This is a genomic window from Polynucleobacter cosmopolitanus (genome assembly GCF_002224225.1).
Taxonomy (GTDB): domain Bacteria; phylum Pseudomonadota; class Gammaproteobacteria; order Burkholderiales; family Burkholderiaceae; genus Polynucleobacter; species Polynucleobacter cosmopolitanus.
Genome location: NZ_NJGG01000001.1, coordinates 594828 through 619815 on the forward strand (window position 1 = coordinate 594828; position 24988 = coordinate 619815).

The 24988-nt window shown below is 44.8% G+C and carries 25 protein-coding genes; 13 read left to right on the plus strand and 12 right to left on the minus strand.

Features of this window, described 5'->3' with window-relative positions; genetic code table 11:
- Positions 1-17: 17 nt before the first annotated feature.
- A complete protein-coding gene (locus AOC33_RS03105; RefSeq protein ID WP_089515117.1) occupies positions 18-593 on the minus strand; it encodes a TetR/AcrR family transcriptional regulator in 576 nt (191 codons plus the stop codon).
- 115 nt (positions 594-708) lie between these two features.
- Between AOC33_RS03105 and AOC33_RS03110 the strand changes: the two genes are divergently transcribed.
- Positions 709-1134: a tautomerase family protein gene (locus AOC33_RS03110; protein ID WP_089515118.1), complete on the plus strand. Its 426-nt coding sequence runs from the start codon at positions 709-711 to the stop codon at positions 1132-1134.
- Between the two features lie 14 nt (positions 1135-1148).
- Here AOC33_RS03110 and trpC read toward each other — a convergent pair whose 3' ends face one another.
- The 5 genes from trpC to rpe form a co-directional block, all read right to left on the minus strand.
- On the minus strand, positions 1149-1952 hold the full coding sequence (trpC, locus tag AOC33_RS03115) for an indole-3-glycerol phosphate synthase TrpC (RefSeq protein WP_089515119.1): 804 nt from the start codon (positions 1950-1952) through the stop codon (positions 1149-1151).
- An 85-nt stretch (positions 1953-2037) separates the two neighbouring features.
- Positions 2038-3066, minus strand: a complete 1029-nt coding sequence (gene trpD, locus AOC33_RS03120) for an anthranilate phosphoribosyltransferase (RefSeq protein WP_089515120.1) — start codon at positions 3064-3066, stop codon at positions 2038-2040.
- Between the two features lie 34 nt (positions 3067-3100).
- Positions 3101-3682 carry an anthranilate synthase component II gene (locus tag AOC33_RS03125; RefSeq protein ID WP_089515121.1) on the minus strand — a complete coding sequence of 194 codons (582 nt, stop codon included), beginning with the start codon at positions 3680-3682 and terminating at the stop codon, positions 3101-3103.
- Positions 3666-5183, minus strand: a complete 1518-nt coding sequence (gene trpE, locus AOC33_RS03130; RefSeq protein ID WP_089515122.1) for an anthranilate synthase component I — start codon at positions 5181-5183, stop codon at positions 3666-3668. The genes AOC33_RS03125 and trpE overlap by 17 nt, the downstream gene beginning before the upstream one ends.
- Complete coding sequence (rpe, locus tag AOC33_RS03135) at positions 5183-5893, minus strand: ribulose-phosphate 3-epimerase (RefSeq protein ID WP_089515123.1); 711 nt, start codon at positions 5891-5893, stop codon at positions 5183-5185. The genes trpE and rpe overlap by 1 nt, the downstream gene beginning before the upstream one ends.
- A 60-nt stretch (positions 5894-5953) precedes the next feature.
- On the opposite strand from rpe, the gene apaG reads away from it, so the two are divergent.
- The 4 genes from apaG (at position 5954) to AOC33_RS03155 (ending at position 9285) form a co-directional block, all read left to right on the plus strand.
- Entirely contained in the window at positions 5954-6328 is a 375-nt protein-coding gene (gene apaG, locus AOC33_RS03140) for a Co2+/Mg2+ efflux protein ApaG (protein ID WP_089515124.1), read from the plus strand.
- 185 nt (positions 6329-6513) lie between these two features.
- Positions 6514-7650 (plus strand): murein transglycosylase A, encoded by a 1137-nt coding sequence (mltA, locus tag AOC33_RS03145; RefSeq protein ID WP_089515125.1) that lies wholly within the window; start codon positions 6514-6516, stop codon positions 7648-7650.
- Positions 7651-7703: 53 nt separating this feature from the next.
- On the plus strand, positions 7704-8480 hold the full coding sequence (locus AOC33_RS03150; protein ID WP_089515126.1) for an enoyl-CoA hydratase: 777 nt from the start codon (positions 7704-7706) through the stop codon (positions 8478-8480).
- A gap of 37 nt (positions 8481-8517) precedes the next feature.
- Complete coding sequence (locus AOC33_RS03155; protein ID WP_089515127.1) at positions 8518-9285, plus strand: DUF3047 domain-containing protein; 768 nt, start codon at positions 8518-8520, stop codon at positions 9283-9285.
- A gap of 60 nt (positions 9286-9345) precedes the next feature.
- Here the strand turns inward: AOC33_RS03155 and AOC33_RS03160 are convergent, their stop codons facing one another.
- Positions 9346-10545: a M20 aminoacylase family protein gene (locus AOC33_RS03160; RefSeq protein ID WP_089515574.1), complete on the minus strand. Its 1200-nt coding sequence runs from the start codon at positions 10543-10545 to the stop codon at positions 9346-9348.
- Between the two features lie 135 nt (positions 10546-10680).
- Between AOC33_RS03160 and AOC33_RS03165 the strand changes: the two genes are divergently transcribed.
- The gene (locus tag AOC33_RS03165) at positions 10681-12360 is read left to right on the plus strand and encodes a long-chain-fatty-acid--CoA ligase (RefSeq protein ID WP_089515128.1); all 1680 of its coding nucleotides are present in this window, start codon (positions 10681-10683) and stop codon (positions 12358-12360) included.
- Positions 12361-12423: 63 nt separating this feature from the next.
- Here the strand turns inward: AOC33_RS03165 and bioD are convergent, their stop codons facing one another.
- Genes bioD through AOC33_RS03185 form a run of 4 tightly spaced genes read right to left on the minus strand, consistent with a single transcriptional unit; the run spans position 12424 to position 16707 of the window.
- Positions 12424-13152, minus strand: a complete 729-nt coding sequence (gene bioD / locus AOC33_RS03170; RefSeq protein ID WP_089515129.1) for a dethiobiotin synthase — start codon at positions 13150-13152, stop codon at positions 12424-12426.
- Entirely contained in the window at positions 13142-14362 is a 1221-nt protein-coding gene (locus AOC33_RS03175) for an aminotransferase class I/II-fold pyridoxal phosphate-dependent enzyme (RefSeq protein WP_089515130.1), read from the minus strand. The genes bioD and AOC33_RS03175 overlap by 11 nt, the downstream gene beginning before the upstream one ends.
- 18 nt (positions 14363-14380) lie before the next feature.
- Entirely contained in the window at positions 14381-15730 is a 1350-nt protein-coding gene (gene bioA, locus AOC33_RS03180; protein ID WP_089515131.1) for an adenosylmethionine--8-amino-7-oxononanoate transaminase, read from the minus strand.
- On the minus strand, positions 15727-16707 hold the full coding sequence (locus AOC33_RS03185; RefSeq protein WP_089515132.1) for a Bug family tripartite tricarboxylate transporter substrate binding protein: 981 nt from the start codon (positions 16705-16707) through the stop codon (positions 15727-15729). The genes bioA and AOC33_RS03185 overlap by 4 nt, the downstream gene beginning before the upstream one ends.
- Positions 16708-16746: 39 nt before the next feature.
- On the opposite strand from AOC33_RS03185, the gene bioB reads away from it, so the two are divergent.
- Positions 16747-17730 (plus strand): biotin synthase BioB, encoded by a 984-nt coding sequence (gene bioB / locus AOC33_RS03190; protein ID WP_089515133.1) that lies wholly within the window; start codon positions 16747-16749, stop codon positions 17728-17730.
- Positions 17731-17774: 44 nt separating this feature from the next.
- Here bioB and AOC33_RS03195 read toward each other — a convergent pair whose 3' ends face one another.
- Positions 17775-18947 (minus strand): porin, encoded by a 1173-nt coding sequence (locus tag AOC33_RS03195; protein WP_089515134.1) that lies wholly within the window; start codon positions 18945-18947, stop codon positions 17775-17777.
- 219 nt (positions 18948-19166) lie between these two features.
- On the opposite strand from AOC33_RS03195, the gene coq7 reads away from it, so the two are divergent.
- From coq7 to AOC33_RS03225, 6 genes are all read left to right on the plus strand, one after another.
- Positions 19167-19820 (plus strand): 2-polyprenyl-3-methyl-6-methoxy-1,4-benzoquinone monooxygenase, encoded by a 654-nt coding sequence (gene coq7, locus AOC33_RS03200; RefSeq protein WP_089515135.1) that lies wholly within the window; start codon positions 19167-19169, stop codon positions 19818-19820.
- A 194-nt stretch (positions 19821-20014) separates the two neighbouring features.
- A complete protein-coding gene (gene mraZ / locus AOC33_RS03205) occupies positions 20015-20443 on the plus strand; it encodes a division/cell wall cluster transcriptional repressor MraZ (protein ID WP_089515136.1) in 429 nt (142 codons plus the stop codon).
- Between the two features lie 12 nt (positions 20444-20455).
- Positions 20456-21409: a 16S rRNA (cytosine(1402)-N(4))-methyltransferase RsmH gene (gene rsmH, locus AOC33_RS03210; protein WP_089515137.1), complete on the plus strand. Its 954-nt coding sequence runs from the start codon at positions 20456-20458 to the stop codon at positions 21407-21409.
- Positions 21406-21669, plus strand: a complete 264-nt coding sequence (ftsL, locus tag AOC33_RS03215) for a cell division protein FtsL (protein WP_089515138.1) — start codon at positions 21406-21408, stop codon at positions 21667-21669. The genes rsmH and ftsL overlap by 4 nt, the downstream gene beginning before the upstream one ends.
- Positions 21669-23429 carry a peptidoglycan D,D-transpeptidase FtsI family protein gene (locus AOC33_RS03220; protein ID WP_089515139.1) on the plus strand — a complete coding sequence of 587 codons (1761 nt, stop codon included), beginning with the start codon at positions 21669-21671 and terminating at the stop codon, positions 23427-23429. Before ftsL ends, AOC33_RS03220 begins: the two co-directional genes overlap by 1 nt.
- The gene (locus AOC33_RS03225) at positions 23426-24985 is read left to right on the plus strand and encodes a UDP-N-acetylmuramoyl-L-alanyl-D-glutamate--2,6-diaminopimelate ligase (RefSeq protein ID WP_089515140.1); all 1560 of its coding nucleotides are present in this window, start codon (positions 23426-23428) and stop codon (positions 24983-24985) included. The genes AOC33_RS03220 and AOC33_RS03225 overlap by 4 nt, the downstream gene beginning before the upstream one ends.
- Positions 24986-24988 lie beyond the last annotated feature (3 nt).

Consider the following 24988-nt stretch of genomic DNA (forward strand, 5'->3'; position numbering starts at 1 on the left):
AATCTGATGATGTGGTTTTATTTTTGAGATTGTTGATAGGCTTCTATCAACGCATTCGCTGAACTGGCTAAATTCTTTGCAGGACATTTTGATTCAAATGAGTTGGTGCTGATTTTTGCGCCTTCCATCAAAAGAAAAAGCATTTCTGATAAGGCAGCAGGCGACGGAAGTTTGGCTTGCTTACATAAAGACTTTAATTCATGCCTGATCCAAGCTTTATGTTCAAGAACAACAGATCTAGCAATATGATCGTCATCGGTTAACTCTACAGATGAGTTAGTTAAAGGGCACCCACGTGTGCTATGGAGTAGTGCCTGACCAACACCACGAATAATTTCTTTGAGTTGTGTCAGTGGATCATTGGGGTATTTGATATAAATACTTAACCACCAATCACGGTGTTGATCATTTTGTTGTTGAAGCCATTCTGCTACAAGGTGATCTTTTGATTCAAAATTTCTATAGATACCTGCTTTAGTCGTTGACGCATGTTTAGCAACTTCATCTACACCAACAGCACGAATACCATGGTTATAAAAAAGTTCTGATGCAGAAGATAAGACCCTTTCTTTTAAAGGGAGGCAAGTGGTCATTAAATATTGAAATAGTTATATATGACCACAATGATACCAAACGGTATCATTTTTTACATGAGCGTTTGCACTAATTTAAGGCTATTATGAAAAATATTTTTTTGAAAGTGAAACCATGCCTATCCTAGAATATCATCTGGCCGACAATTGCTACTCAGATTCACAGATAAAAGAGTTGCTGGTGTCATCAAGTCATTTATATGCCAAAGTTTTAGCTTGCCCTTTGGATCGTGTTCGAGTGTTTGTTAATTTTTATCAAAAGAAGCACATGGCTGTTGCTGGTGAATTGTTGAGCGATGGAGGGGTGGAAGCACCGTATTTCCATTTTCTTGTTCTAGAGGGAAGGCCTATCGAGCAATGCCATCAGCTGTTGGAAGGCTTTACTGATCTTGTGGTTGAGCTCTTGAAAGTCGATAGATCTTGGGTGCGCGGTGGTTGTTGGCCGATTCCAGCTCAATACTGGGCCATTGGTGGCCAATCTGCCAGCTTGATGCGTGCCAATGAAATTAAAGCGCGAGCATTGGCTGGTGAATCAAAGTAAAGATATTGGTTTTGCTAAAAAAATAATTCTTTGAGACCTGCCCCAGGGTCATCTTGGCGCATGAAGGCTTCACCCACTAAAAATGCATCGACTTTTGCTGCGCGCATCAAAGCAACATCAGCTTTTGTCAGGATGCCACTTTCTGTGACAACGCGCTTTTCTTTAGGAATGTATTTCAGTAAAGACAGGGTAGTTTCTAAGCTGACTTCAAATGTGCGTAAATTACGATTATTGATTCCTAGCAATGGTGTCTTTAGTACCAAAGCGCGCTCTAGCTCGTAGGCATCGTGAACTTCAACCAGAACATCCATTTGTAGCTCATGAGCAATGGTTTCAAAGTCTTTCATTTGCGCATCATCTAAAGCGGCGGCAATCAATAGAATGGCATCGGCACCCATGGCACGGGCTTCATAGACTTGATAAGGATCTACCAAGAAGTCTTTACGCAATACTGGGATGCTGCAAGCATGACGAGCTTCACGCAAGTATTGAGCGGATCCTTGAAAATATTCTTTATCCGTTAAAACTGATAAACAAGCAGCCCCATTTTTTTCGTAGGACTGAGCAATTTGACCTGGATGAAAGTCTTCTCGAAACACGCCCTTGCTGGGGCTGGCTTTTTTAATTTCTGTGATGACTCCAGCGTGACCTTGAGAAATTTTTTCTTCAATGCTGGCAGCAAAGCCTCTGGGCTTTAAGCCTACCTCTTGAATACTGGCTTCTGCATCGGCTCTTAGCACATGCATGGCTACTTGAGAAGAGGCTTTGGCCACTTCGTCAAATTTGGTCGCCAGAATACGTTTCAGAATATCGCTCATAAATACTTTATAGGTGGTTAAGTGTGTAGCTTACGCTAATGTGATTAACATTTCAGTTGGGTGACTAACATTTCAGTAGGGTAGCTCACGCTAATGATTGCGTGGTTTTGATGAATTCTTCTAATTTGGCTTTTGCTTTGCCAGAAGCAATCGATTGTCTGGCAAGCTCCAAGCCATGACCAATGTCTTTCGCAATGTCTGCAGCGTAGAGGGCAGCGCCGGCATTCAAACAAACGATGTCTTGCGCAGGTCCAGGTTCATTGGCTAACACACCCAATAGAATTTTTTTAGATTCTGCTGCATCGCTTACTTGGAAGGTACTTGTTTTGCAAACCGTTAAACCAAAGTCTTGAGGTTTGATCTCATATTCTTTGATTTGACCATCTTTGAGCTCTCCAACCATGGTGGGGGCTTCTAAAGATATTTCGTCCAGTCCGTCTTTGCCATACACCACCAAAGCATGTTTCATGCCCAGTTGTTGAAGAACTCTGATTTGTACGCCCACCAAATCTGGATGGAAAACACCCATCAACATGTGCGCGGCATTGGCTGGGTTGGTGAGGGGCCCCAAAATATTAAAAATGGTGCGAACACCCATTTCTTTGCGAACAGGGGCCACGTTTTTCATGGCTGGGTGATGGTTTGGTGCGAACATAAAACCAATGCCACAGCTGTTCAATGATTGAGCGACCTGAGGAGCTTGCAATGTGATTTGTGCGCCCAGTGCTTCAAGAACATCGGCCGCGCCTGATTTGCTGCTCACACTGCGATTGCCGTGCTTGGCTACTTTTGCTCCAGCACCAGCTGCAACAAACATGGCCGTGGTAGAGATATTGAAAGTGTTTGCACCGTCACCACCCGTGCCCACAATATCCACAAAATGACTGTTGTCCGCCACAGATACCTTGGTCGCGAATTCGCGCATCACCATGGCAGCAGCCGTGATTTCACCAATCGTTTCTTTTTTGGTGCGTAAGCCCGTCAAGATGGCAGCAGTGAGCATTGGTGATAACTCACCAGACATGATCGAGCGCATGATGTGCATCATGTCATCGTGCTTGATTTCTTGATGCTCAATGCAGCTGAGCAATACTTCTTGTGGGGTAATGGCCATAGGTTTAATCTAGTTGGATTGTTTAGGCGATTTTTTACGAGACTGTTGCTTTTGTGGTTTTAAGAAAGTTATTCAATAATTCATGACCATACTCAGACAAAATAGATTCTGGGTGGAATTGAACACCTTCAACGGCAAATTTTTTATGACGCACGCCCATGATTTCGCCATCATCCGTCCATGCGGTGATTTCTAAATCAGCGGGCAAACTTTCTTTTTCGATTGCCAAGGAGTGGTAACGCGTCACGGTGAAGTCTTTTGGTAAATCTTTGAACACACCGGTTTGGTGTGTGTGAACCGTGTCTGTTTTACCGTGCATCACTCGTTTGGCTCTAATCACTTTGCCACCAAAGGCTTCGCCAATCGCTTGGTGCCCTAAGCACACACCCAAGAGTGGCACCTTGCCAGCAAAGTGTTGCAAGGCGGCCACTGAGATGCCAGCTTCTTTAGGGCTGCATGGGCCTGGAGAAATACAAATGTGATCAGGCTTCAGAGCTTCAATGTTGGCAATGGTGATTTCGTCATTGCGAAACACTTTCACTTCTGCACCCAATTCACCAAAGTATTGAACCAAGTTGTAGGTGAAGGAGTCGTAGTTATCAATCATTACCAGCATCTAGACCTCCTTGAACCATTTCTACCGCGCGCATGACTGCTCGAGCTTTTGCTTCTGTTTCTTTCCATTCTGATTCAGGATCAGAGTCAGCCACCACGCCCGCGCCTGCTTGAGCATGCACCATGCCATCCTTGATCACTCCTGTGCGAATCACAATCGCCACATCCATGTCACCTGAGAAGGATAAGTAACCAGCCGCACCACCATAAACGCCACGTTTGACGATTTCCATTTCATCGATGATTTCCATCGCACGAATTTTTGGTGCGCCTGATAATGTTCCCGCAGGGAAGGTGGCTTTCAAGACATCCATGTTGCTCGCGTCATTCAAAAGTTCACCTTCTACAGAGCTCACGATGTGTTGAACATGAGAATACTTTTCAATCACCATGCGATCTGTGACTTTAACAGTGCCATTTTTAGCAATTCTGCCGACATCATTGCGAGCCAAATCAATCAGCATCACGTGTTCAGCGATTTCTTTTGGATCTGCCAAAAGTTCTTTAGCTAAAGCTGCATCTTGCTCTGGATTGCTACCACGAGGCCTTGTTCCGGCAATCGGGCGCACAATCACAAAACGTTTTTCTTGGCCATCGATCTGTCTCTTTTCTTGACGCACGAGGATTTCTGGAGAAGATCCAACAATTTGGTGATCTCCAAAATCATACAAATACATGTAGGGCGATGGATTCAAGGACCGCAAGGCGCGGTACAAAGACAAAGGAGAGTCATTGTAGGGCTGGCTGATTCTTTGGCCAATCACCACTTGCATACAGTCTCCAGCCAAAACATATTCTTTGGTGCGTTTCACTGCATCCATGAAATCGGCTTTGCCAAAACGACGAATCGCTTCGGTTTTTGAAGAAGCGCTGTTGCTTGGTTTTTTAATCGGTGCATCAAGGCTGGCCAGTAATTCTTTTAATCGCTTTTGAGCAGCGTCATAAGATGCCGGCTCTTGAGGATTGGCATACACAATCAAATACAACTTTCCTGCCAAGTTATCAATTACAGCCAACTCTTCTGTCAGCATCAGTTGAATGTCAGGAGTATTGATTTCATCCGGTAGAGAATTTTTGGCTAAGCGAGGTTCGATATAACGAATGGTGTCGTAACCAAAGTAACCTGCCAAGCCGCCGCAAAATCTAGGTAGTCCATCTTGGAGGAATACTTTGAAGCGGGCATGGTAACTAGCGATAAAGTCTAAAGGGTTACCGTGATCGGTTTCAGTCACTTGGCCGTCGGTGATGACTTGAGTGATTGTGTTGTTGGGGCCACCAGTGACCTTGATGAGAGTTTTGCTTGGTAAGCCAATGATCGAGTAGCGACCAAAACGCTCGCCACCAACGACAGACTCTAGTAGGAAGGTATTTTTGGTGCCATTTTCTTGTGTGAGCTTTAAATATAAAGAGAGAGGAGTCTCTAAGTCTGCTAAAGCTTGTGAAACCAAGGCAACACGGTTATAGCCCTGTTTTGCCAGGGCATCAAAGTCTTGTCGTTGCATCAGACTTTCCCTAATTCCTCACGCATCTTGTCGATGATGGCTTTGTAATCAGGTTTGCCAAAAATGGCAGAGCCAGCAACAAAAGTATCGGCACCAGCTGCGGCAATTTCACGGATGTTGTCGACTTTCACACCGCCATCAACTTCCAAACGAATCTTGCGACCTGATTTGGCCTCATAAGCTTGCAGCTTGGCTTTGGTTTCACGTAATTTATCCAAAGTGCTAGGGATGAATGATTGACCACCAAATCCTGGATTAACCGACATCAATAAGACCAAGTCGATCTTATCTAGAACATGATCTAAATGAAATAAAGGGGTTGCTGGGTTAAACACCAAGCCAGCTTGGCAGCCGCTGTCTTTGATAAGGCCCAAGGTTCTGTCGACATGAGAGCTGGCTTCTGGGTGAAAACTGATCATGTTGGCGCCTGCCTTAGCAAAGTCAGGAACGATGCGGTCAACGGGTTGCACCATCAAGTGCACATCAATACAGGCTGGCTGGCCGTTTTTAACAGCGTGAGAGCGAATAGCCTCACATACCAAAGGGCCAATCGTTAAATTAGGCACGTAATGGTTGTCCATCACGTCAAAGTGGATCCAATCTGCCCCAGCAGCCAAGACATTGCTAACTTCTTCGCCCAGGCGAGCAAAGTCCGCAGACAGAATAGAGGGGGCAATTAAGTAAGAATTTGGGGTATTTAAATTAGCCATACTGTCATTCTATCGTGGACTGGCTTGCAGTAGCGTGTTCTATAGCGGAGAATCATGAATATGGATCAACATCAATTCAGTGTTCAGGTCAAAGTGACCTACTTACCAGACGAATCAGATGCCGAAAATCGGCAATTTGCCTTCGCTTACACCATCACCATTAAAAATACCGGTCAAATCCCCGCCCAATTGATTGCTAGGCACTGGATCATCACCGATGGTGATGAAGAGGTTGAAGAGGTCAAGGGTTTGGGAGTGGTTGGTCAGCAGCCATTGTTGCGACCAGGGGAACAGTTTGAATACACCAGTTGGGCGACTTTACCGACCCCGATGGGGACCATGAGAGGGGATTTTTTCTGTGTCAGCGAAGATGCGCAGTTTTTTCAAACGCCGATTCCAGAATTTGCCTTGGTCATGCCCCGCACACTCCACTGATTCGAGTTCTAGAGCGTTATCATTTGTCTTTACGACCCATCATGGTCCACACCACAATGATCACAAACAATACCAGGGCAACACCTGCTTCAATCATAAATAACAACATGGGATATTGGTCAAATAAATCACTCAATGGACAGCTCCTTTTGCTTGAGTCTGATGTTAGTTGTTCAGGCATCGGTATGAAGAAGTTTTTATCATACGGACTTTTGATGGCTCTTGCATTGGCATTGATTTCTTGTGCCAGTGCACCTGAGTACAAACCAAAACCAGTGGCCAAGAGCAGCTCTGCAAGTTCAAGCGAGTATTCATCCTCAGTGGCTAAATTGATCAATGCTTCATGGAATGATTTACCGGGTTGGTATGACGATGATTTAACCGCCGCATGGCCAGCCTGGAAAAGAAGCTGTGAGGGTTTGGTCAGGCGAAATCCCAGTGGACTGGATTGGAAGTCAGTTTGTCATTCTGCCAATCGCGTCAATGCATCAAGCAACCCATCGATTCGTGAGTTTTTTGAAACTCACATGAAAGTGATGGAGGTCAGGCATCAAGATGGACCAAGAGCCGGAAGTTCGCAAGGCTTGGTCACTGGTTATTACGAACCGTATTTGAATGGCTCTCGTCAAAGAGGTGGGGTTTATCAGACGCCGATTCATCAATACCCCGATGCCTGGAAAAAACGCAAACCAGCTGAATTGCCAAGTCGTGCTGAATTACTGTCCAGTGGTCAGTTAAAAGGACAAGAAATTCTTTGGGTGGACGATCCAGTGGCTGCAGCGTTCATGCAAGTTCAGGGATCTGGTCGCGTGAGGATGAGTGATGGCAAGGTGATTCGTTTAGGTTTCGCTGGCACCAATGATCACAAGTTCAAATCTTTTGCCCAATGGTTGCTCGATCGCAAAGAGATCAATCACTCAACAGCTACCATGCAAGGGATTCAAGCATGGTCAAAGAAAAATTCACCAGGACGAGTTCAAGAAATGCTGAATGCCAACCCTCGTTATGTGTTTTTCAGAGAAATGCCGGCAGTGGCTGATGTCAATGTGGGTCCCATTGGAGCATTGGGCGTGCCATTGACAGCGGAGCGAAGTATTGCGATTGATCCCAAGGCACTGCCTCTGGGGGCGCCTGTTTATTTGACGAGCACATACCCTTTGAGTGAAAAACCTTTGCGTCGTTTGATGATGGCGCAGGACACGGGAAGCGCCATCATTGGCGCGGTACGAGCAGATTTTTATTGGGGTACTGGTGACCAAGCTGGCGAATATGCTGGCAGAATGAAGCAGCAGGGACGGATGTGGGTATTTTTACCGCGCTAAAGTATTACTATTTGAGCATTACTATTAGGGCGTTTACTTAAAAAGAGGTTGTGATGAGTGATGAAATGATTTTGACGTCGGTAACCGATCGAGTGGCCTTGATCACGCTTAATCGACCTAAAGCGCTGAATGCTTTGAATGATCAATTGATGAACGAATTGGGCGCCGCTCTTTTAAAGTTTGACGCAGATGATCAAATTTCTTGCATGGTCATCACTGGCAGTGAAAAAGCCTTTGCTGCTGGTGCAGACATTGGTGGCATGGCCAACTTTAGTTTCAATGATGTTTATCAAGGCGATTACATCACCAAGAATTGGGAAACTATTCGTCGCATTCGCAAGCCTGTGATTGCTGCTGTGTCTGGGTTTGCTTTGGGCGGTGGTTGTGAGTTAGCGATGATGTGCGACTTTATTATTGCCGCCGATAACGCCAAGTTTGGTCAGCCTGAAATCAAATTGGGCATCCTGCCTGGAGCTGGTGGCACACAGCGTTTGCCTAAGGCAGTTTCAAAATCAAAAGCCATGGACATGTGTTTAACAGCCCGCATGATGGATGCGCAAGAAGCTGAAAGAGCTGGCTTGGTTTCAAGAGTTGTGCCAGCAGAGCGCTTGATGGAAGAGGCCATGGGCGCAGCAAAAACCATTGCAGAGATGTCTTTGCCGATTGTGATGATGGTGAAAGAAAGTATCAACGCATCTTACGAGTCTTCTTTGAGTGAAGGCATTCGTTTTGAGCGTCGAATGTTTCATGCGGCCTTTGCCACAGAAGATCAAAAAGAAGGCATGAAAGCTTTTCTAGAGAAGCGACCTGCAAAATTCAAGCATCAATAAATTTTCAGAATTTAATATTTTTTTAAAAAGACTTCTTTTGAAATCATTCAAGCAACTCGGATTTATTTTCTTAGGAGTTTTTTTCTTAAGTTCCTGCGCCACCATTGATGTGGCTGAAAAGAATGTGCCGCCACCAGAAAATGTTGAAAAGTTTTCCAATTTGAATGAGGGCGGTAAGTTGCCTAAGGCTTGGCAAATTTGGCGAGTCACTCCTCAGAAAAATAAAACCCAATACACCTTGAAAAATTATCAAGGCCGCACGGTTTTGCATGCCAGTGCAGACGTGGCTGCTTCTGGTTTAGTTTTACCGCTGAAACCACGGCCGGCTGCTCAACAAGTTTTATCGTGGGAATGGAAGGCCATGAACTTGATTGCTGATGCAGATAATCAGGAGTCGAGCAAAGATGATGCACCTTTGAGAATCGTGGTGGCATTTGATGGCGATAAAACAAAATTACCTCTGAAAGATCAGATGATTTTTGAAATGGCAAAAATCATCAGTGGCCACGACATGCCTTATGCCAGCCTGATGTATGTGTGGTCCTCTGGGAGCCCACTAGAAACAGTCATTCCAAGCCCCAGAACATCCAGAATCAAGATGATTGTTGTCAACAGTGGCAGCGATCGTTTGGGTCAGTGGCAAAAGCATCAGCGAGATTTATCAAAAGACTATCAGAAGGCTTTCAATGAAATGCCTGGGAAAGTGATTGGTTTGGGTTTGCTGACTGATTCAGATAACACCAAGAGCAAAGTCAATGCGATTTACGGTGATATTGAATTAAAGAAAGTGGCAGCAAAAAAATAAAGACCCAGGGTCGTTAGGCCTTGAGTCTTTGCATTGTTTCTTTGAAGCTCTTCAGTTTGATTATTTGTTTGACTCTAAGTAACGCTCTACCAAACGAACCCAGTACGTGCTTCCCAGTGGCAATAATTGATCATTGAAGTCATAGCAAGGGTTGTGCAGTTGGCAAGGTCCAAGGCCATGACCTTGTGAGCGATGATCACCATCACCATTGCCGATGAACACGTAGCAACCCGGCTTTTCTTGAAGCATGAAGGCAAAATCTTCTGCGCCCATGGTTGGATCAATTCTTGAGTTAACGTGATGTTCGCCAACCAATTCTTTCATGACATCTACCGCAAACGCAGTTTCTTTTTCATGATTGATGGTGGGTGGGTAATTTCTAGAGAAGGTCACTTCTGCTGAGCAGTCAAATGCTTGCGCCGTGGCGCTGGCAATTTGATGCAATCTTGATTCAATCAAATCAAGCACTTCGTGCGTGAACGTTCTGACCGTGCCACCAATCCAAGCGCTGTCAGGAATGATGTTGCTGGCATCTCCAGCATGAAATTGGGTGATCGATAGAACAGCCGCATCAACCGGGCGTTTGTTGCGTGTGATGATGGCTTGAAGTGAGCCAATCATTTGACTGGCAGCAAACACTGGATCTGCGCTGTTATGAGGCAATGCAGCGTGACCGCCTTTACCTTTGACAGTGATCTGGAATTCATTGCTGGAAGCCATCATCGGACCCGGGGTCACGCCAAAGTCACCCACTGGAATACCAGGCCAATTGTGCATACCAAACACGGCATCACAAGGGAATAAATCAAACAGGCCATCACGAATCATTTCTCTGGCACCGCCACCGCCTTCTTCAGCCGGTTGAAAAATGAAATAAACCGTGCCTTTGAATTCTCGGTGTTGCGCCAGATAGTGTGCAGCACCCAATAACATCGCCACGTGGCCATCATGACCGCAAGCGTGCATTTTTCCAGGGTGCTGGGAAGCGTGTTCAAAATGATTGTGTTCTTGGAGTGGTAATGCATCCATGTCGGCGCGCAAGCCAATGCTGCGACCTTTGCCTAAGGATCCTTCGATGATTCCGACAACACCAGTTTTACCTAAGCCACGATGAATCTTGATGCCCCAAGATTCTAATTGTTGAGCCACCACATCAGATGTGCGTTTTTCTTCAAAGCACAACTCAGGGTGTGCATGAATATCGCGGCGAATCGCTTGAATGACTTGGGCAGACTCTAGGATTTCTGGTAATAATTTCATGATCTTCATTGATGAGTGACTTAACCCTAATCATAGCTCTTATATAGCAGGGATGCTAAATACCTCAGAATTACCCAAGTTTGGTACAGTGTTTCTGACGCAGTCAATCACACGTGATTTTTTAAAGGAAATCCCTTGAATCAAGACAAACCTTGGTTGAACAGTTATCCGGATGGGGTGCCACATCAAGTAGATGGGGCCCAATTTGAGTCATTGAATGATTTATTCGCTCAATCATTTGCTCAATATGGCTCAAGGTTTGCCTTTGATTGCATGGGCAAAAAAATCACTTACAAAGAATTGGATGAATTGTCTTGGCAATTTGCCGCTTATTTACAGTCGCAAGGCTTGAAAAAAGGCGATCGCATTGCTTTGATGATGCCCAATTTGCTGCAGTATCCGATCGCTTTATTAGGATCTTTGAGGGCGGGTTGCGTGGTCGTGAACGTCAATCCAATGTATACCGCTCGTGAACTGGCTTATCAGTTGAATGATTCCGGCGCAGATGCCTTGGTGATTTTAGAAAACTTTGCGCATGTTTTCCAGGGCATTCAAGATCAGGTGTCGATCAAGCATGTGCTGGTCACCAATGTTGGTGAACTGATGGGTCTTAAGGGACATTTGATCAACTGGATCATCAGGAATGTCAAAAAAGCGGTGCCAAGCTGGTCATTGAATGGCGTGAGTAGTTTTCAGGAAGCGCTGCAAAAAGGAAAAAATACCAGGTCTTTGTTTGTGCCAGTGTCTATGAAGAGTGATGACATTGCTTTCTTACAATATACCGGAGGCACAACGGGTGTTGCCAAAGGAGCTGTTTTATTGCACCGAAATATTTTGGCCAATATTGCGCAAATTGATGCTTGGCTTGAGCCGGGTATCAGAGGCTTGCGCATCGAGCAAATGGTGTTTGTGTGTGCGTTGCCGATGTATCACATCTTTGCTTTGACGGCGTGTTGTTTGTTCGGAATCAAGGCCGGTGGCTTGAATATTTTGGTGACCAATCCAAGAGATATTGCGGGCTTTGTGAAGTTATTGAAAGGCTTAAAAGAATTCCACGTATTTCCTGCAGTCAATACCTTGTTCAATGCCTTGATGAATCATCCAAAATTTTCAAGCATTGATTTTTCGTCATTGTTGGTGAGTATTGGTGGTGGCATGGCCGTACAAAAGTCAGTGGCAGATCGTTGGCAACAATTAACCGGAAAACCAATTGCTGAAGGTTATGGGCTTTCTGAAACTTCACCGGTGGTTTGTTGTAATACACCATTGATTGATGGTTTTACAGGAACGATTGGTTTACCTTTGCCAGGGACTGATGTTTTGATTCTGGATAACGAGGAGCGCTCGGTCGCGCTCGGTGAGCCCGGAGAGATTTGTATCAAAGGCCCGCAGTTAATGTCTGGTTACTGGAATCGTGATGCTGAAACAAAGCAATCAATGACAGCGCAAGGTTTTTTTAAAACAGGCGATATTGCTTATATGACCACAGATGGTTACGTCAAAATCATTGATCGCAAAAAAGACACCATCGTGGTGTCAGGGTTCAATGTTTACCCCAATGAGATTGAAGAAGTCTTGACGATGATGCCCGAAGTCTTAGAGTGCGCAGCCGTCGGGGTGAAAGATGGTCCAGCTGGCGAAGCTGTGAAAGTGTTCATCGTCAAAAAAGATATTGGTTTGACTGAAAGTCAGGTGCTTGAGTATTGCAAAACACAATTAACCAATTACAAGCGACCAAAGTTCGTTGAATTTAGAACTGAATTACCAAAATCAACTGTTGGAAAGATTTTGCGCCGAGAACTAAGAGACAACTAAGAGACAACTAAGAGATTTCTTCTGGATACGTAAGCGTAAGAAAAGTTTTTTGTATTTTTTACTTTATATCTTTAAATAGCTGGCAGCTTTTTCCATGGCGCTGATGTTGTACGGCACTTGGGCGAACTCTTTGGATAGCTCTGGAATAACTCCCATCAGTGGCGCTGGTATCAGGTGTTCGAGTGTCGCAATGTTCTCTTGAAGCAGCGTCATGGGTCCTACAGTGTTAGCCACCCATCCAGCCAAGCGCAAACCTCTTGCCTGAATCGCTTCTACGGTGAGCAAGGCATGATTGATACAACCCAATCTCATGCCAACCACGAGGACGATGGGTAGACCAATATCTTGGGCAAAGTCAGCGCTTGTTTTGTCATCATGAAACGGCACTTTGAAACCACCTACCCCTTCAACCACGATCGCATCTGATTTATCTCGAATTGCGTTGAAGGCATTGAGCATCACTGAATAATCGAGATGTATGCCAGACGCTTTTGCAACCAAATGAGGAGCTGCTGGGGTTGCGAGTTGATATGGGCAAATATCCAAATTATCTTCTCGTGCTTTGTAAGTCATGACTCTGGATAGTGCCAAGATATCTTCATTGCACATTTTTCCAGCAATCAAATCCATGCCAGCAACCACGGGTTTAAAAGCGGCAACCATAGCGTGTTGTTTTTTTAAGTGGGTGATCAAAGCACCAGAAATTAATGTCTTACCAACTTCTGTGTCCGTACCGGTCACGAAAAAACCAGCTTTGCTAAGTTCGCCAGGATTATTAGATTTAAAGACCATCTTCAATCTCCATCAGCGCATGAATTAATTGATCAATCTGTTCTGTCGTGTGATTTGCTGAGAATGTGATGCGCAATCTAGCGGTATTGGCTGGCACAGTTGGCGGTCTGATCGCGGGTACCCAGATATTCTTTTTGTAAAGTTGTTGAGCCACTTGCAAGGCGTCTTCGGTTCTGCCAATCATGATTGGTTGAATCGCTGTATCGGATGGCATCAACCCCCATTTTTTTAGGCGCAGTGTTTTTTTCCAATACTGAATATTGTGATTCAGCGATGTTCGATAAGAATCATCAGAGATCAGTTCTAAGCTTTTGAGTAAGCCGTGAGCAATCGCAGGTGGAGATGCGGTGGTGTAAATGTAAGGGCGACCTTTTTGCAAGATCCACTCCACCAATGTTTTATGCCCTGCAACAAACGCGCCGCTGATGCCAGCTGCTTTACCCAATGTGCCGATATAAATGATTCTTGCAGCTGCTTCATTGGTGTTTTGAATACCCGCATGTTCAAGGATGCCAAAACCGTGTTGACCAAGAACGCCAAAGCCATGAGCATCATCGACCAAAATAAGAGCATCGTACTGATGAGCTAGTTTGAGTAATGCGGTGACTTGTGCAAGATCACCATCCATGCTGAAGACGCCATCAGTGACAATCAATTTAAATTCATTGGTGTCTTTGGCTAATAATTGCTCAAGAGCTTGCAAGTCTTGGTGAGGAAATACTTGAACATTGGCTTGATTTTGTTTGCTGGCCAAACGAACGCCATCAATCAGTGATGCATGATTGAGTTCTTCAGAGTAGATGCTCATCACTTGATTGGATCCAAGGCTGCTAGTGATAGCGGTGATAGCTGCAAGATTGGCCATGTAGCCGGTGCTAAAAAACAATGCACGAACTTCTGGAATGAACGAGGCTTGAGTTTTTGCCAAAGCTTTTTCTAGATCATCGTGCGGACGGTGGTGGCCGCTGATCATGTGTGATGCGCCACTGCCTGATCCAAAGAGTAGCAGACCTTCAGAAATTGCTTTTGCTAACTCAGGGTGATTCGCTAAGCCCAGATAATCATTGCTGCAAAAAGTCAGCATGGCTTGACCATCGATTGTCATGATGGGTGCGCTGGCACTGTCACAAATTTTCAGGGTTCTTTTGAGTGAGTGCTGCTCCAAGTCATCAAGTAAATGATTGAAGTGGTTGATGTATCTGAGAGTCATACTTTACCTGTGGCGGTTCTAATGATTGCCACTCAAAGTGGCGTTCAAGCTTGCTTGAATGCCCTTTGATAAGTGAGTGATTTCATCATCAACGATGATGTATGGCGGCATGATGTAAATCGTTGAGCCTATGGGGCGAACCAAGATGCCTTGATTTAAAGCGTGAACAAAAAATTCTTTTGAGAAATTCTCGCAGAGGTGCTCTGGTTTGATATCAAAAGCCAGAATCATGCCCGTCTGTCTAAAGTGGATGATGCGTGCATCTTCTTTTGCCCAAGTGAATGCATCGGATAACTTCTTGGCAAGAACCTTATTTTTTTCTAAGACATTTTCTTTTTCAAAAATATCCAATGTCGCTAAGGCCGCTCTACAAGCCAAAGGATTGCCTGTGTATGAGTGGGAGTGCAAAAATCCCTTGCGCGCGTCTTGGTGGTAGAACGCTTGATAAATCTCATCAGTCGTCATCACCAGCGAGAGGGGTAAATAGCCACCGCTGATACCTTTGGACAAGGCTAAAAAGTCAGGCCAGATGCCGGCTTGTTCAACAGCAAAGAAAGTACCTGTTCTGCCACAACCCACAGCGATTTCATCAGCGATCAAATGGATTTGATATTGATCACACAGTTTTCTGATGCCTTGAAGATAAGAAGGGTCATGCATGACCATGCCTGAGGCGCATTGAACCAAAGGTTCAACAATCAATGCTGCTATTTTTTTTGATTGAGTTTTTAAGAGCGCTTCTAAATTCGTTAAAGCGCTGGTTGCGATGTCTTTGGCAGATTGATTGCCTGTTGCAAGTCGAGCATCGGGGTTTGCAACAATGTGAGCTGGATGAGTCAATGGACCATACGTTTCTTTAAAGATCGCAATGTCCGTCACAGCCAAGGCACCCAGCGTTTCACCGTGATAACTATTTTTAAGGCAGATGAATTCTTTTTTATCTAGCAAGCCTTTGTTCTGCCAATAATGAAAGCTCATCTTCAACGCCATCTCGATGGCAGATGCGCCATCAGATGCATAAAAGGTATGACCCAGTTGATGTTGCGTCAGTCTGCTTAGGCGCTCTGATAATTCCACCACAGGTTTGTGTGTGAAACCCGCTAACATCACGTGCTCTAAAGAATCGAGTTGATCTTTTAGTGCCTGATTGATCGATGGGTTGGCATGACCAAATAAATTGACCCACCAAGAGCTGATAGCGTCCAAGTAGCGCTGACCATCATGGTCATACAACCAAGCTCCTTTGCCATGAGAGATCGCCACCAAAGGAAATTGCTCGTGGTGTTTCATTTGAGTGCAGGGGTGCCACACAGAGGCCAAGCTGCGCTCTACAAGATCTTGGGAGAGTGAAGAGGTTTTAGGATTCATTCGGCTTTGATACCTGTGTCCTCGATCAACTTGGACCAACGTTTGGAGTCTTGCTGAATCAATTGGTTCAATGCTTCTGGCCCTTGAGGATTTGCTTCCAAGCCGATGGCTGAAAGTCGTTCTTTCACTTCAGGAAGATTCAGAATGCGTTTTGTCTCTTGCGCAATTTTTTGCACATCGGCTTTATTCATTCCTGCAGGCCCCATCAAAGAGAACCAAGAGGTGACTTGAAAGTTTTTCAAGCCAGGTACGCCAGACTCACTCAAAGTTGGAATGTCTGGTGCGTGTATCGAGCGCTGCATGCTGGTGACCCCGATGGCTTTTAAGTCGCCTGATCTAATCAAAGGCAATGCAGAAGCCAAATTATCAAAACTCATGTGAACTCGCCCACCCAATAAATCGGGCATCGCTTGAGCTCGTCCTTTGTATGGGATGTGTTTGATTTTTGTGTTCGTCAATTGTTGAAATAGTTCGCCCGATAAATGAATCGATGTTCCGATGCCGGAAGATGAATAGCTCAAATCATGAGGCTTTGATTTGGCCAAAGCAATCAAACTTTTGGCATCTGTTGCGGGAACTTGTTTATTCAATACCAAGACATTGGGGGTGCTGGCTAAAAAAGTGATCGACTCCAAATCTTTGCGAGGATCATAGTTAAGATTTTTATATAAAAAAGGATTGATGGTCAGAGTCCCAACGGTTCCAATCACCAGCGTATGACCATTGGGCTGAGCTTTGGCCGTCAACTCCGTGCCAATGTTGCCTCCAGCTCCTGGTTTGTTTTCAACAATTACCTGATTATTAAGGTCTTTTTGCCAATGTTCAGCTAAAATTCTAGCCAAAATATCAGGTGCTCCACCTGGTGTAAAAGTGACAATGATTTTGACTGGCTCTGAGATGCGGTTTGGCCAAGGCTTTTCTGCATAAGAGGTAAAGGTCAGAATACTTAAAGAAATAAAAGTTACGAAATAACGCATACCTCTATTTGAACACTTTGACCTGTATCATTGGCAATTATGACTATGAATGACCCTAAAAATTACTCGTCCATTTCCGTTGAGCAAGTCTTAGAGCTCTACGAATTACCCATGAATGAATTGATGGCTCGCGCAGCGCAAGTCCATCAAAAAAACTTTCCAGAGGGTGATATTGAATTAGCAACATTGTTGTCAATCAAAACCGGCGGATGTCCTGAGGATTGCGGCTATTGTCCACAGGCAGCCAGATATCACACGGACGTCAAAGCCACTAAATTGATGGATGTTGAAGAAGTTTTGGCTGCCGCTAAAGCCGCCAAAGATGCAGGTTCTAATCGTTTTTGTATGGGCGCTGCTTGGCGCGAACCAAAAGATCGCGACATCGAAAAAGTTGTTGCCATGATCAAGGGTGTTAAGGATCTTGGTTTAGAAACGTGCGCCACCTTGGGCATGTTGGCTCCTGAACAAGCAAAAGCTTTGGGTGATGCTGGTCTTGACTATTACAACCACAATCTTGATACAAGTGAAGATTTCTATGGTTCTGTGATTAACACGCGTCAGTATCAAGATCGTTTAGATACATTACAAAGTGTGCGCAGTGCAGGCATGTCTGTGTGTTGTGGCGGCATCATTGGTATGGGCGAAACTCGTCGTCAACGTGCTGGATTGATTGCCAAGCTAGCGAACTTAAATCCATATCCTGAATCAGTGCCTATCAATCATTTGGTGCCAGTTCCTGGCACTCCATTAGAAGATCAAAAAGGTGTTGATCCTTTGGAGTTTGTGAGAACGATTGCGATTGCACGTATCACCATGCCAACAGCAAGAGTGCGTTTATCTGCAGGCCGTCAAGAATTGGGTCGACCAGTACAAGCGATGTGTTTCATGGCGGGTGCTAACTCAATTTTCTACGGTGATAAATTGCTCACAACCGACAATCCCGAGGCAGACGCCGATCGTGAGCTATTGGCCGAACTAGGTTTAAAAACTAAAACAGCTTGTAAAACTGAAGTGCTTGTTTAAGCTTAACTAAGCTAAACCCAGCCCAGCCCAACCTATTCGCTGGATTAAAACTTGTGTCTTAATCCAGCGGTCACACCATACTGACTTCTTTGGCGATTGCCATTAGCAACACCATTTGAATTGCGGTGTTGATCCAAGAATCCATAGACATCCGTTTGTTTTGAGAGTTTATAAACGCTGGTTAAGACCAAGCTTTTATCTTTGTCGACCAGATGACGACTCTTGTGATCGTGGTGTAATTTTGTATAGTGAGCAATGCCCAAATCCATCCTAGGGCTCAATTGATATTGCATGCCCCAAGCACTCACAAACACATCAGATGCCAACTGATCTCGTTCCGGAGATGCATGATGACTGCTCTGTGAGATGCTGCCGCGTTGCATCGCAGGTAGCTTTGAGTGAGACATGCCGGTTTTTAATGTCCAGCGATGAAAGCGATATTCACCACCAATGTTGATGATCTTTGTTGAGCCCAATGATTGTGATGATTTAGCAGCAGTACCTGCTGATTTAGCAATATCAATTTCAGTGAACGATCCACCCACAGACCAGTTGGCGTCACGATATTTCAAGCCGACTGCGGTGCTGCTGCCATGCTTCACTGAACCAACTTGACTGCCACTTTGATAGCTCGCTAAAAACGTCACACGGTTAAGCTGATATTGATACTTGATAGTGCCATCAGAGCGATTGTGATTATTTTTCAAATCTCTGTAGCCACTCAAATAATGAATCAAACCTTTTTGATTCAAGTTATTCGTTGGATCAAAGTCTTTGATTGCATCGTATCCAACAGTGTTCTGACGACCCAGGGTTAGTTGACCTAAAGATTGGTTGCTGATGCCTAGATGCGCTTGGCGTCCAAAGAAACTTTTGTTGTCTGATTTTTTTCCATGAACTGATGTGTCGCTGGATGAATTGTTATCACCCGTGTTCATGTCAAAGCCAGTTTCTAGTTTGAAAAAAGTTTTATTACCACCACCTAAATTTTCTTCTCCTTTAAAGCCAAGGTGAGGTGCTGATAAACCTCCTGAATTGGCGCTCAACTGATAGTCTTTGCTGTTGCCCAGCTGATCTTTGCCTGCATGATTTTGAACTCTCATGCCAGCATCAACTGTGCCGTAGATGGTGACATTGGATTGAGCCTGGACACTTTTGATGACCAGTGGTGAAGCCATAAGGGACATCACCGCTACGCTGATGAGCGATTTCTTCATTGTTTCTCCGTAAATGTAATGATGTAAAAAAACAACAAACGACGTGTTTTTTTACAGGTTCTACATAAGAACCTATTTCAAAGATAACAATAAAGTTATTAATAAACCAAGTTAACCATTAAAATTAAGGTTATTTATTGATTAAATGTTGTAATAAAGCAACAAAAAGCCCTGATTTTTGTCAAAACCAATAATTGTCTGAGCGTTTAAGATGTCCACATGAGTCAGTTTGCAAAATCATCCCAACATCCCATTGATGGTTTCATCATCGAATTTGATCGTGCTTTGAGATCAATCGTTGGTGCAACTCCAATGCGACGATCTGTTCCAGAGTCGTCAACGATGAATGAATCTGAATTAAGCGCTGAAGAAAAAAAACATGCTGCGGGTTTGATGCGCGTGAATCATGTTGGTGAAGTTTGTGCGCAAGCCTTGTATCAATCACAAAAGTTACACGCTAAAAGTGATGACTTAAAAAATAAATTAGAGCATGCAGCCATTGAGGAAGAAGACCACCTGGCTTGGTGCGAGAGGCGATTGGAAGAACTAGATTCTCATCCAAGTTTACTCAATCCTGTGTGGTATGCGGGATCATTTGTGCTTGGTTCAATCGCTGGTTTGGCTGGCGACAAAATCAGTTTAGGTTTTGTTGCTGAAACAGAAAAACAAGTGGAGCATCATCTGGATGATCACTTAAAAGAATTGCCAAGCAATGATCATCGCTCGCGCGCGATTGTTGCTCAAATGCGTGCTGATGAAATTGCACATGGACAAATGGCGATTCAAGAGGGTGGTGTTGAATTACCAAGCGCTGTTCAAGAGGTCATGAAAACAATGGCCAAAGTAATGACCGTCACAGCTTATCGCATTTAACCCTAAGCTAACTTCTTAAGAGTATTTTCCACCCCCATGTTTTTATTGAATTTTTACTCTTAAAATAGTATCAACATGCGCGTCTAAGTGCTTGTTCTAAATAAAGAAATTACAAAAAAAGTACCCAAAACACTTGACCATGAATTACGCATCCTCTAAAGTGGGGAAAAGTGTGAAAAAGTGGGGAAATATTCGTGTTTCAAGGAGCTTCTGCATTAACTCTCGATGCCAAGGGTCGCATGTCGATTCCTGCGAAGCATCGTGACGCCTTGCAATTACAGGGCGAAGGCAGAGTCACACTCACAAAACACCCCGATGGTTGCTTGTTACTTTTCCCTCGATCAGAGTGGGAAGCATTCAGAGCGCGCATCGCACAATTGCCAATGGACGCACATTGGTGGCGCCGCATATTTTTAGGTAATGCTTCTGACATCGAGATGGATGGATCCGGTCGAATTTTGGTGACACCAGAATTAAGAGCAGCCGCAAATGTTGAGCGAGATGTGATGCTCTTAGGAATGGGCAGTCACTTCGAATTATGGGATGCCGCAACGTATGCACAAAAAGAGCAAGTTGCAATTGCACAAGGCATGCCAGATGCTCTCAAGCAATTTTCCTTCTGATGTTGGCCGACCATGACATTTACCCATCGCCCAGTATTACTGGCCGAGGCAGTCACCTCGGTATTGGGAGAAACGACATCATCGGAACAACAATCAATCACCATCATCGATGGAACATTTGGTCGCGGTGGTCACAGCCGAGAAATACTCAAGCATCTCAATCAACATTCAAAGTTGATTGCATTCGACAAAGATCTTCAAGCGATTGCAGAAGCAAAAACAATTCAAGATCCACGCTTTCAAATCATTCACGAGAGCTTTGCATCAATGGCAGAGCAAGTTCCAAGCGACTCTATCGATGGCGTGCTCTTGGATCTGGGAATCAGCTCTCCACAAATCGACGATCCGAGTCGTGGTTTTTCATTTCGAGGCGATGGTCCATTGGATATGCGGATGGACACCACTCGTGGACAGAGTGCTGCGGAATGGTTAGCAGTGGCAGAACAAAAAGACATAGCGAGGGTCATTAAAGAGTATGGGGAAGAACGGTTTGCTTTACAGATTGCAAAGGCGATTGTTGCTCGCAGAGAGCAAGGCGATTCCCTCACTAGGACAGGAGAGCTCGCGTCGCTCGTGGCTGGTGTCGTCCGCACCCGCGAAGCGGGCCAAGATCCGGCCACGCGCACCTTTCAAGCTATACGGATTTATATCAACCAAGAACTCACCGACTTGGAGGGTGGGTTGAGAGCAGCTTTTCACTGTCTCAAGCCAGGCGGCCTATTGGCCGTCATCAGCTTTCATTCTTTAGAAGATCGAATCGTGAAGCAGTTCATGCAAGGTTTATCTAAGGTGTCAGTGCCAAGAGGTTTACCTTTGACTGAAAAACAAATGCCAAAGCCATTGGCAGAATTATTAGGGCGCATCAAACCAAGCGAGGAAGAGGTTAAAGAAAATCCACGCGCGCGATCAGCGATTTTGAGAGTGATGCGAAAAATAAAGAGTGTTCCAGAGGGAGCTATTTCGTGAATCGCTCCACCATCATTCTTCTGATTATTTTGATGCTGTGCTCATTGTCTTTGGTGGCCGCTCAACAAAAAACCAGGTCACTGTATGTGGCTCTTGAAAGAGCTCAAACTGAAGAGCGACGTTTGAATCAAGAATGGCTTCGCTTGGAATATGAGCAAAGAAATTTATCCAAGTCTTCTCGGATCACAGACATCGCTCGCAAGCAATTGAAGATGCAAGCGATCAATCCTGGTCGCACGCAATATGTGGTGGTTGATTAATGGCGCAGGTATCTTTTTCTTCCACGCCTAATTTGGTCTTGCGCTTGCCTATGTGGCGCTCAAGACTCATTTTGTTTTTAATCTTCATTGGTTTTATTGCATTGGTGGTGCGTGCAGTCTGGGTGCAGGGCTTTGGTAATTCCTTTTATGAAGAAAAAGGTAATAAGGCAACTTTGCGTTCTATTGAAATGCCTGCAAGCCGCGGAAAAATTTTAGATCGTCATGGTGAGGTTTTGGCAACAAGCTTGTTGGCCAAAGCCATCATTGCATTCCCTGATGCGATTCCTGAAGATTTGTCTAAAGAGAAAATTTCACAACTGGCTAAATTGCTAGAAATCAGTGAATCAGAGTTGCGTAAAAAATTTGCTTCTGAAAGAAACCAAGTTTTCTTAAAGCGCCAAGTTGATTTAGATGTGGCAAAGCAAATTAAAGAATTAGGTATTCCTGGTATTGCACAAAACAATGAATACAAGCGCTTGTATCCAGAGGGTGAAGCCATGGCTCACATCGTTGGTTTCACGAACGTTGAAGATCGTGGTCAAGAGGGCATGGAGCTGGCAAAAGAAAAAGAGTTGGCTGGCCAACCTGGTCGTCGTCGTGTGATTCAAGATCGATTAGGGCGTTACGTTGAGGGTTTGGGAATTATTAGTCCACCTAAAGATGGCGCTGACTTGCAGTTATCGATAGACAGTAAAGTTCAGTTTTTAGCTTTTAATGAATTGAAAGCCATTGCAGAAAAGCACCGTGCCAAAGCAGCTGGTGCCGTTGTGTTGGATGTCCAGACTGGTGAAGTTTTAGCATTGGCTAACTGGCCAACATACAACCCAAATTCAAGAACTAATTTGAGTGGTGAGCAATTAAGAAATCGAGTGCTCACCGATACATTTGAGCCTGGCTCAACCATGAAGCCTTTTGCGATTTCCTTGGCCCTAGAAAAAGGTTTGGTTCAACCAAATACTTCTATGCCTATTGGTAAATCGATGGTGATTGGTAAAAAAGCCATCACTGACACGCACCCTTATCCAGTGTTAACTGTTTCAGAAGTTGTGCAAAAGTCGAGCAACATTGGCACCGTGAAAATGGCCATGCAGTTGCAGCCCCAAGAAATGTGGGAAATGTTCCAAGCGATTGGCTTAGGCCAAGCACCTAATTTGGGTTTCCCAGGGGCAGTTGCTGGAAGATTAAGACCATATAAAAATTGGGTGCCCATTGAGCAAGCCACAATGTCCTACGGCTATGGCTTATCTGCTTCCTTATTCCAAATGGCTCGTGCCTACAGTATTTTTGCGCGAGATGGTGAGCTTGTACCCGCCACCATTTATAAGACGAGTGGTGTTCCAAAAGGCACGCAAGTGATCTCTGCTAAGACAGCCATACAAATGAGAGAGATGTTAGAGCTTGTCACTCAGACGGGTGGTACCGCAACCAATGCTCAAACCATGGGTTACCGGGTGGGTGGTAAAACTGGTACTGCTCACAAGGTTGAAGGTAAAGGTTACGCAAGTAATAAATACCGAGGCTTTTTTGTGGGCATGGCTCCGATGAGCGCTCCAAGAATTGTGGTGGCTGTGATGGTTGATGAGCCAAGCGCCGGTGGTTATTACGGTGGTGTTGTGGCAGCACCTGCATTTGCAAACATTGTTGCAGGTACCTTGCGTACCATGAATGTTTTACCTGATGCAGCAGTCAAGCAAATGGTCGATAAAGAATTACAGCTTGGACCAAATGGTTCAACGCAAAAGGTGTCATTGAGCAGATGAACGCCATGTTACCAATCAACTCCATCCCTCTTGAATCATTGCTCAGTGAGCATGTAAAGCCTGGTGCTCATATGACATCAGACACAAGAGCATTGAAGGCTGGAGATGTGATGTTGGCTTATCCAGTGGGGAATAGTCGGCAGTTAACAGATAACCGTGTTCACATTGCGCAAGCATTGAGTTTGGGTGCTGCATTGGTGTTGTATGAGCCCAGTGACCTGACTGAAGAATTAAAAATAGTATGCAAAGATAAACGTTGCGTTGCCGTGAATGATTTGGCTGAGCAGGCTGGAGAAATTGCAGCGAATTGGTATGGTCATGCTAGTCAATCAATGAGAGTGATTGGTATTACTGGCACCAATGGCAAAACAACGGTCAGTCAGTGGTTATCACAAGCATTGCACAGTGCTGATCACCCATCTGGTGTGATTGGTACTCTGGGTGCTGGGCTTGTGAATGATTTGACCATGACTGGTTTTACAACACCTGATGCCGCACGCATTCAAGGTTTGCTAAAAGAAATTCAAGGGCGCGGTGCGCACAGCGTGGCTGTGGAAGTGTCTTCACATGCTTTAGATCAAGGCCGTGTGAATGGCACTTGCTTTGATACTGTTGTGATCACCAACTTGAGTCAAGATCACCTGGATTACCACGGTGATATGAAAGAGTATGCGGCTGCTAAAAAGAGGATATTGGATTTGCCAGGAGTTAAGCATGTCGTGGTGAATGCTGATGATTCTTTTGGCCAAGAGTGCTTGCAGTATTTGGCAAAAAAGATGGGTGATGCTGATATCACCGTTTGGGCTTATGCCAAAAAATCAGAAAATTTATTATCTTTGCCGTGTTTTGCAAAACAATCATTTAGAAAACTACTTGCCACTGATCTTCAGATGAATGATCAAGGCATGAAGTTTCAGCTCATCGTGGATGGTGAGGATGCGGGTTTGATGCAAACTCGCATGGTGGGTGCTTTTAATGTCAGCAATGCTTTGGCGGTATTTGCCTGTTTATTGGCTGGCGGAAAAACTATCAAGAGTGCTAAAAATTCTATCGAGGCATTGCAAGCTGTCCAGGGGCGCATGGAATTAGTTTCTCGAGCAACTGCTCAGCAGCCCATGGCAGTGATTGATTTTGCGCATACCCCTGATGCTCTAGAGCAAGTGCTTAAAACATTGCGCGATATTGCAGAGCAAAGAGCTGGTCAGCTTTGGTGTGTGTTTGGTTGTGGCGGTGATCGTGATCCACTGAAGCGACCAATCATGGGTCGGATTGCAGAAAGCATCGCTGATCATGTGATGGTGACGAGTGACAATCCTCGCAGCGAAGTGCCAGAAAAAATCATGGCTGATATCTTGAGTGGTTTCGAGGTGCCAGAGAAGGCGCAAGTGAATGCTGATCGTGCCACGGCCATCTTGCAAACAATCAGACAAGCCAAGCCAGAAGACGTGATTTTAATTGCGGGCAAAGGTCACGAAGAAACTCAAGAGATCGCCGGTAAAAAACATCCATTCTCTGATCGAGTGCATGTGCAATTGGCCATGGGAGGTGTTGCCTGATGA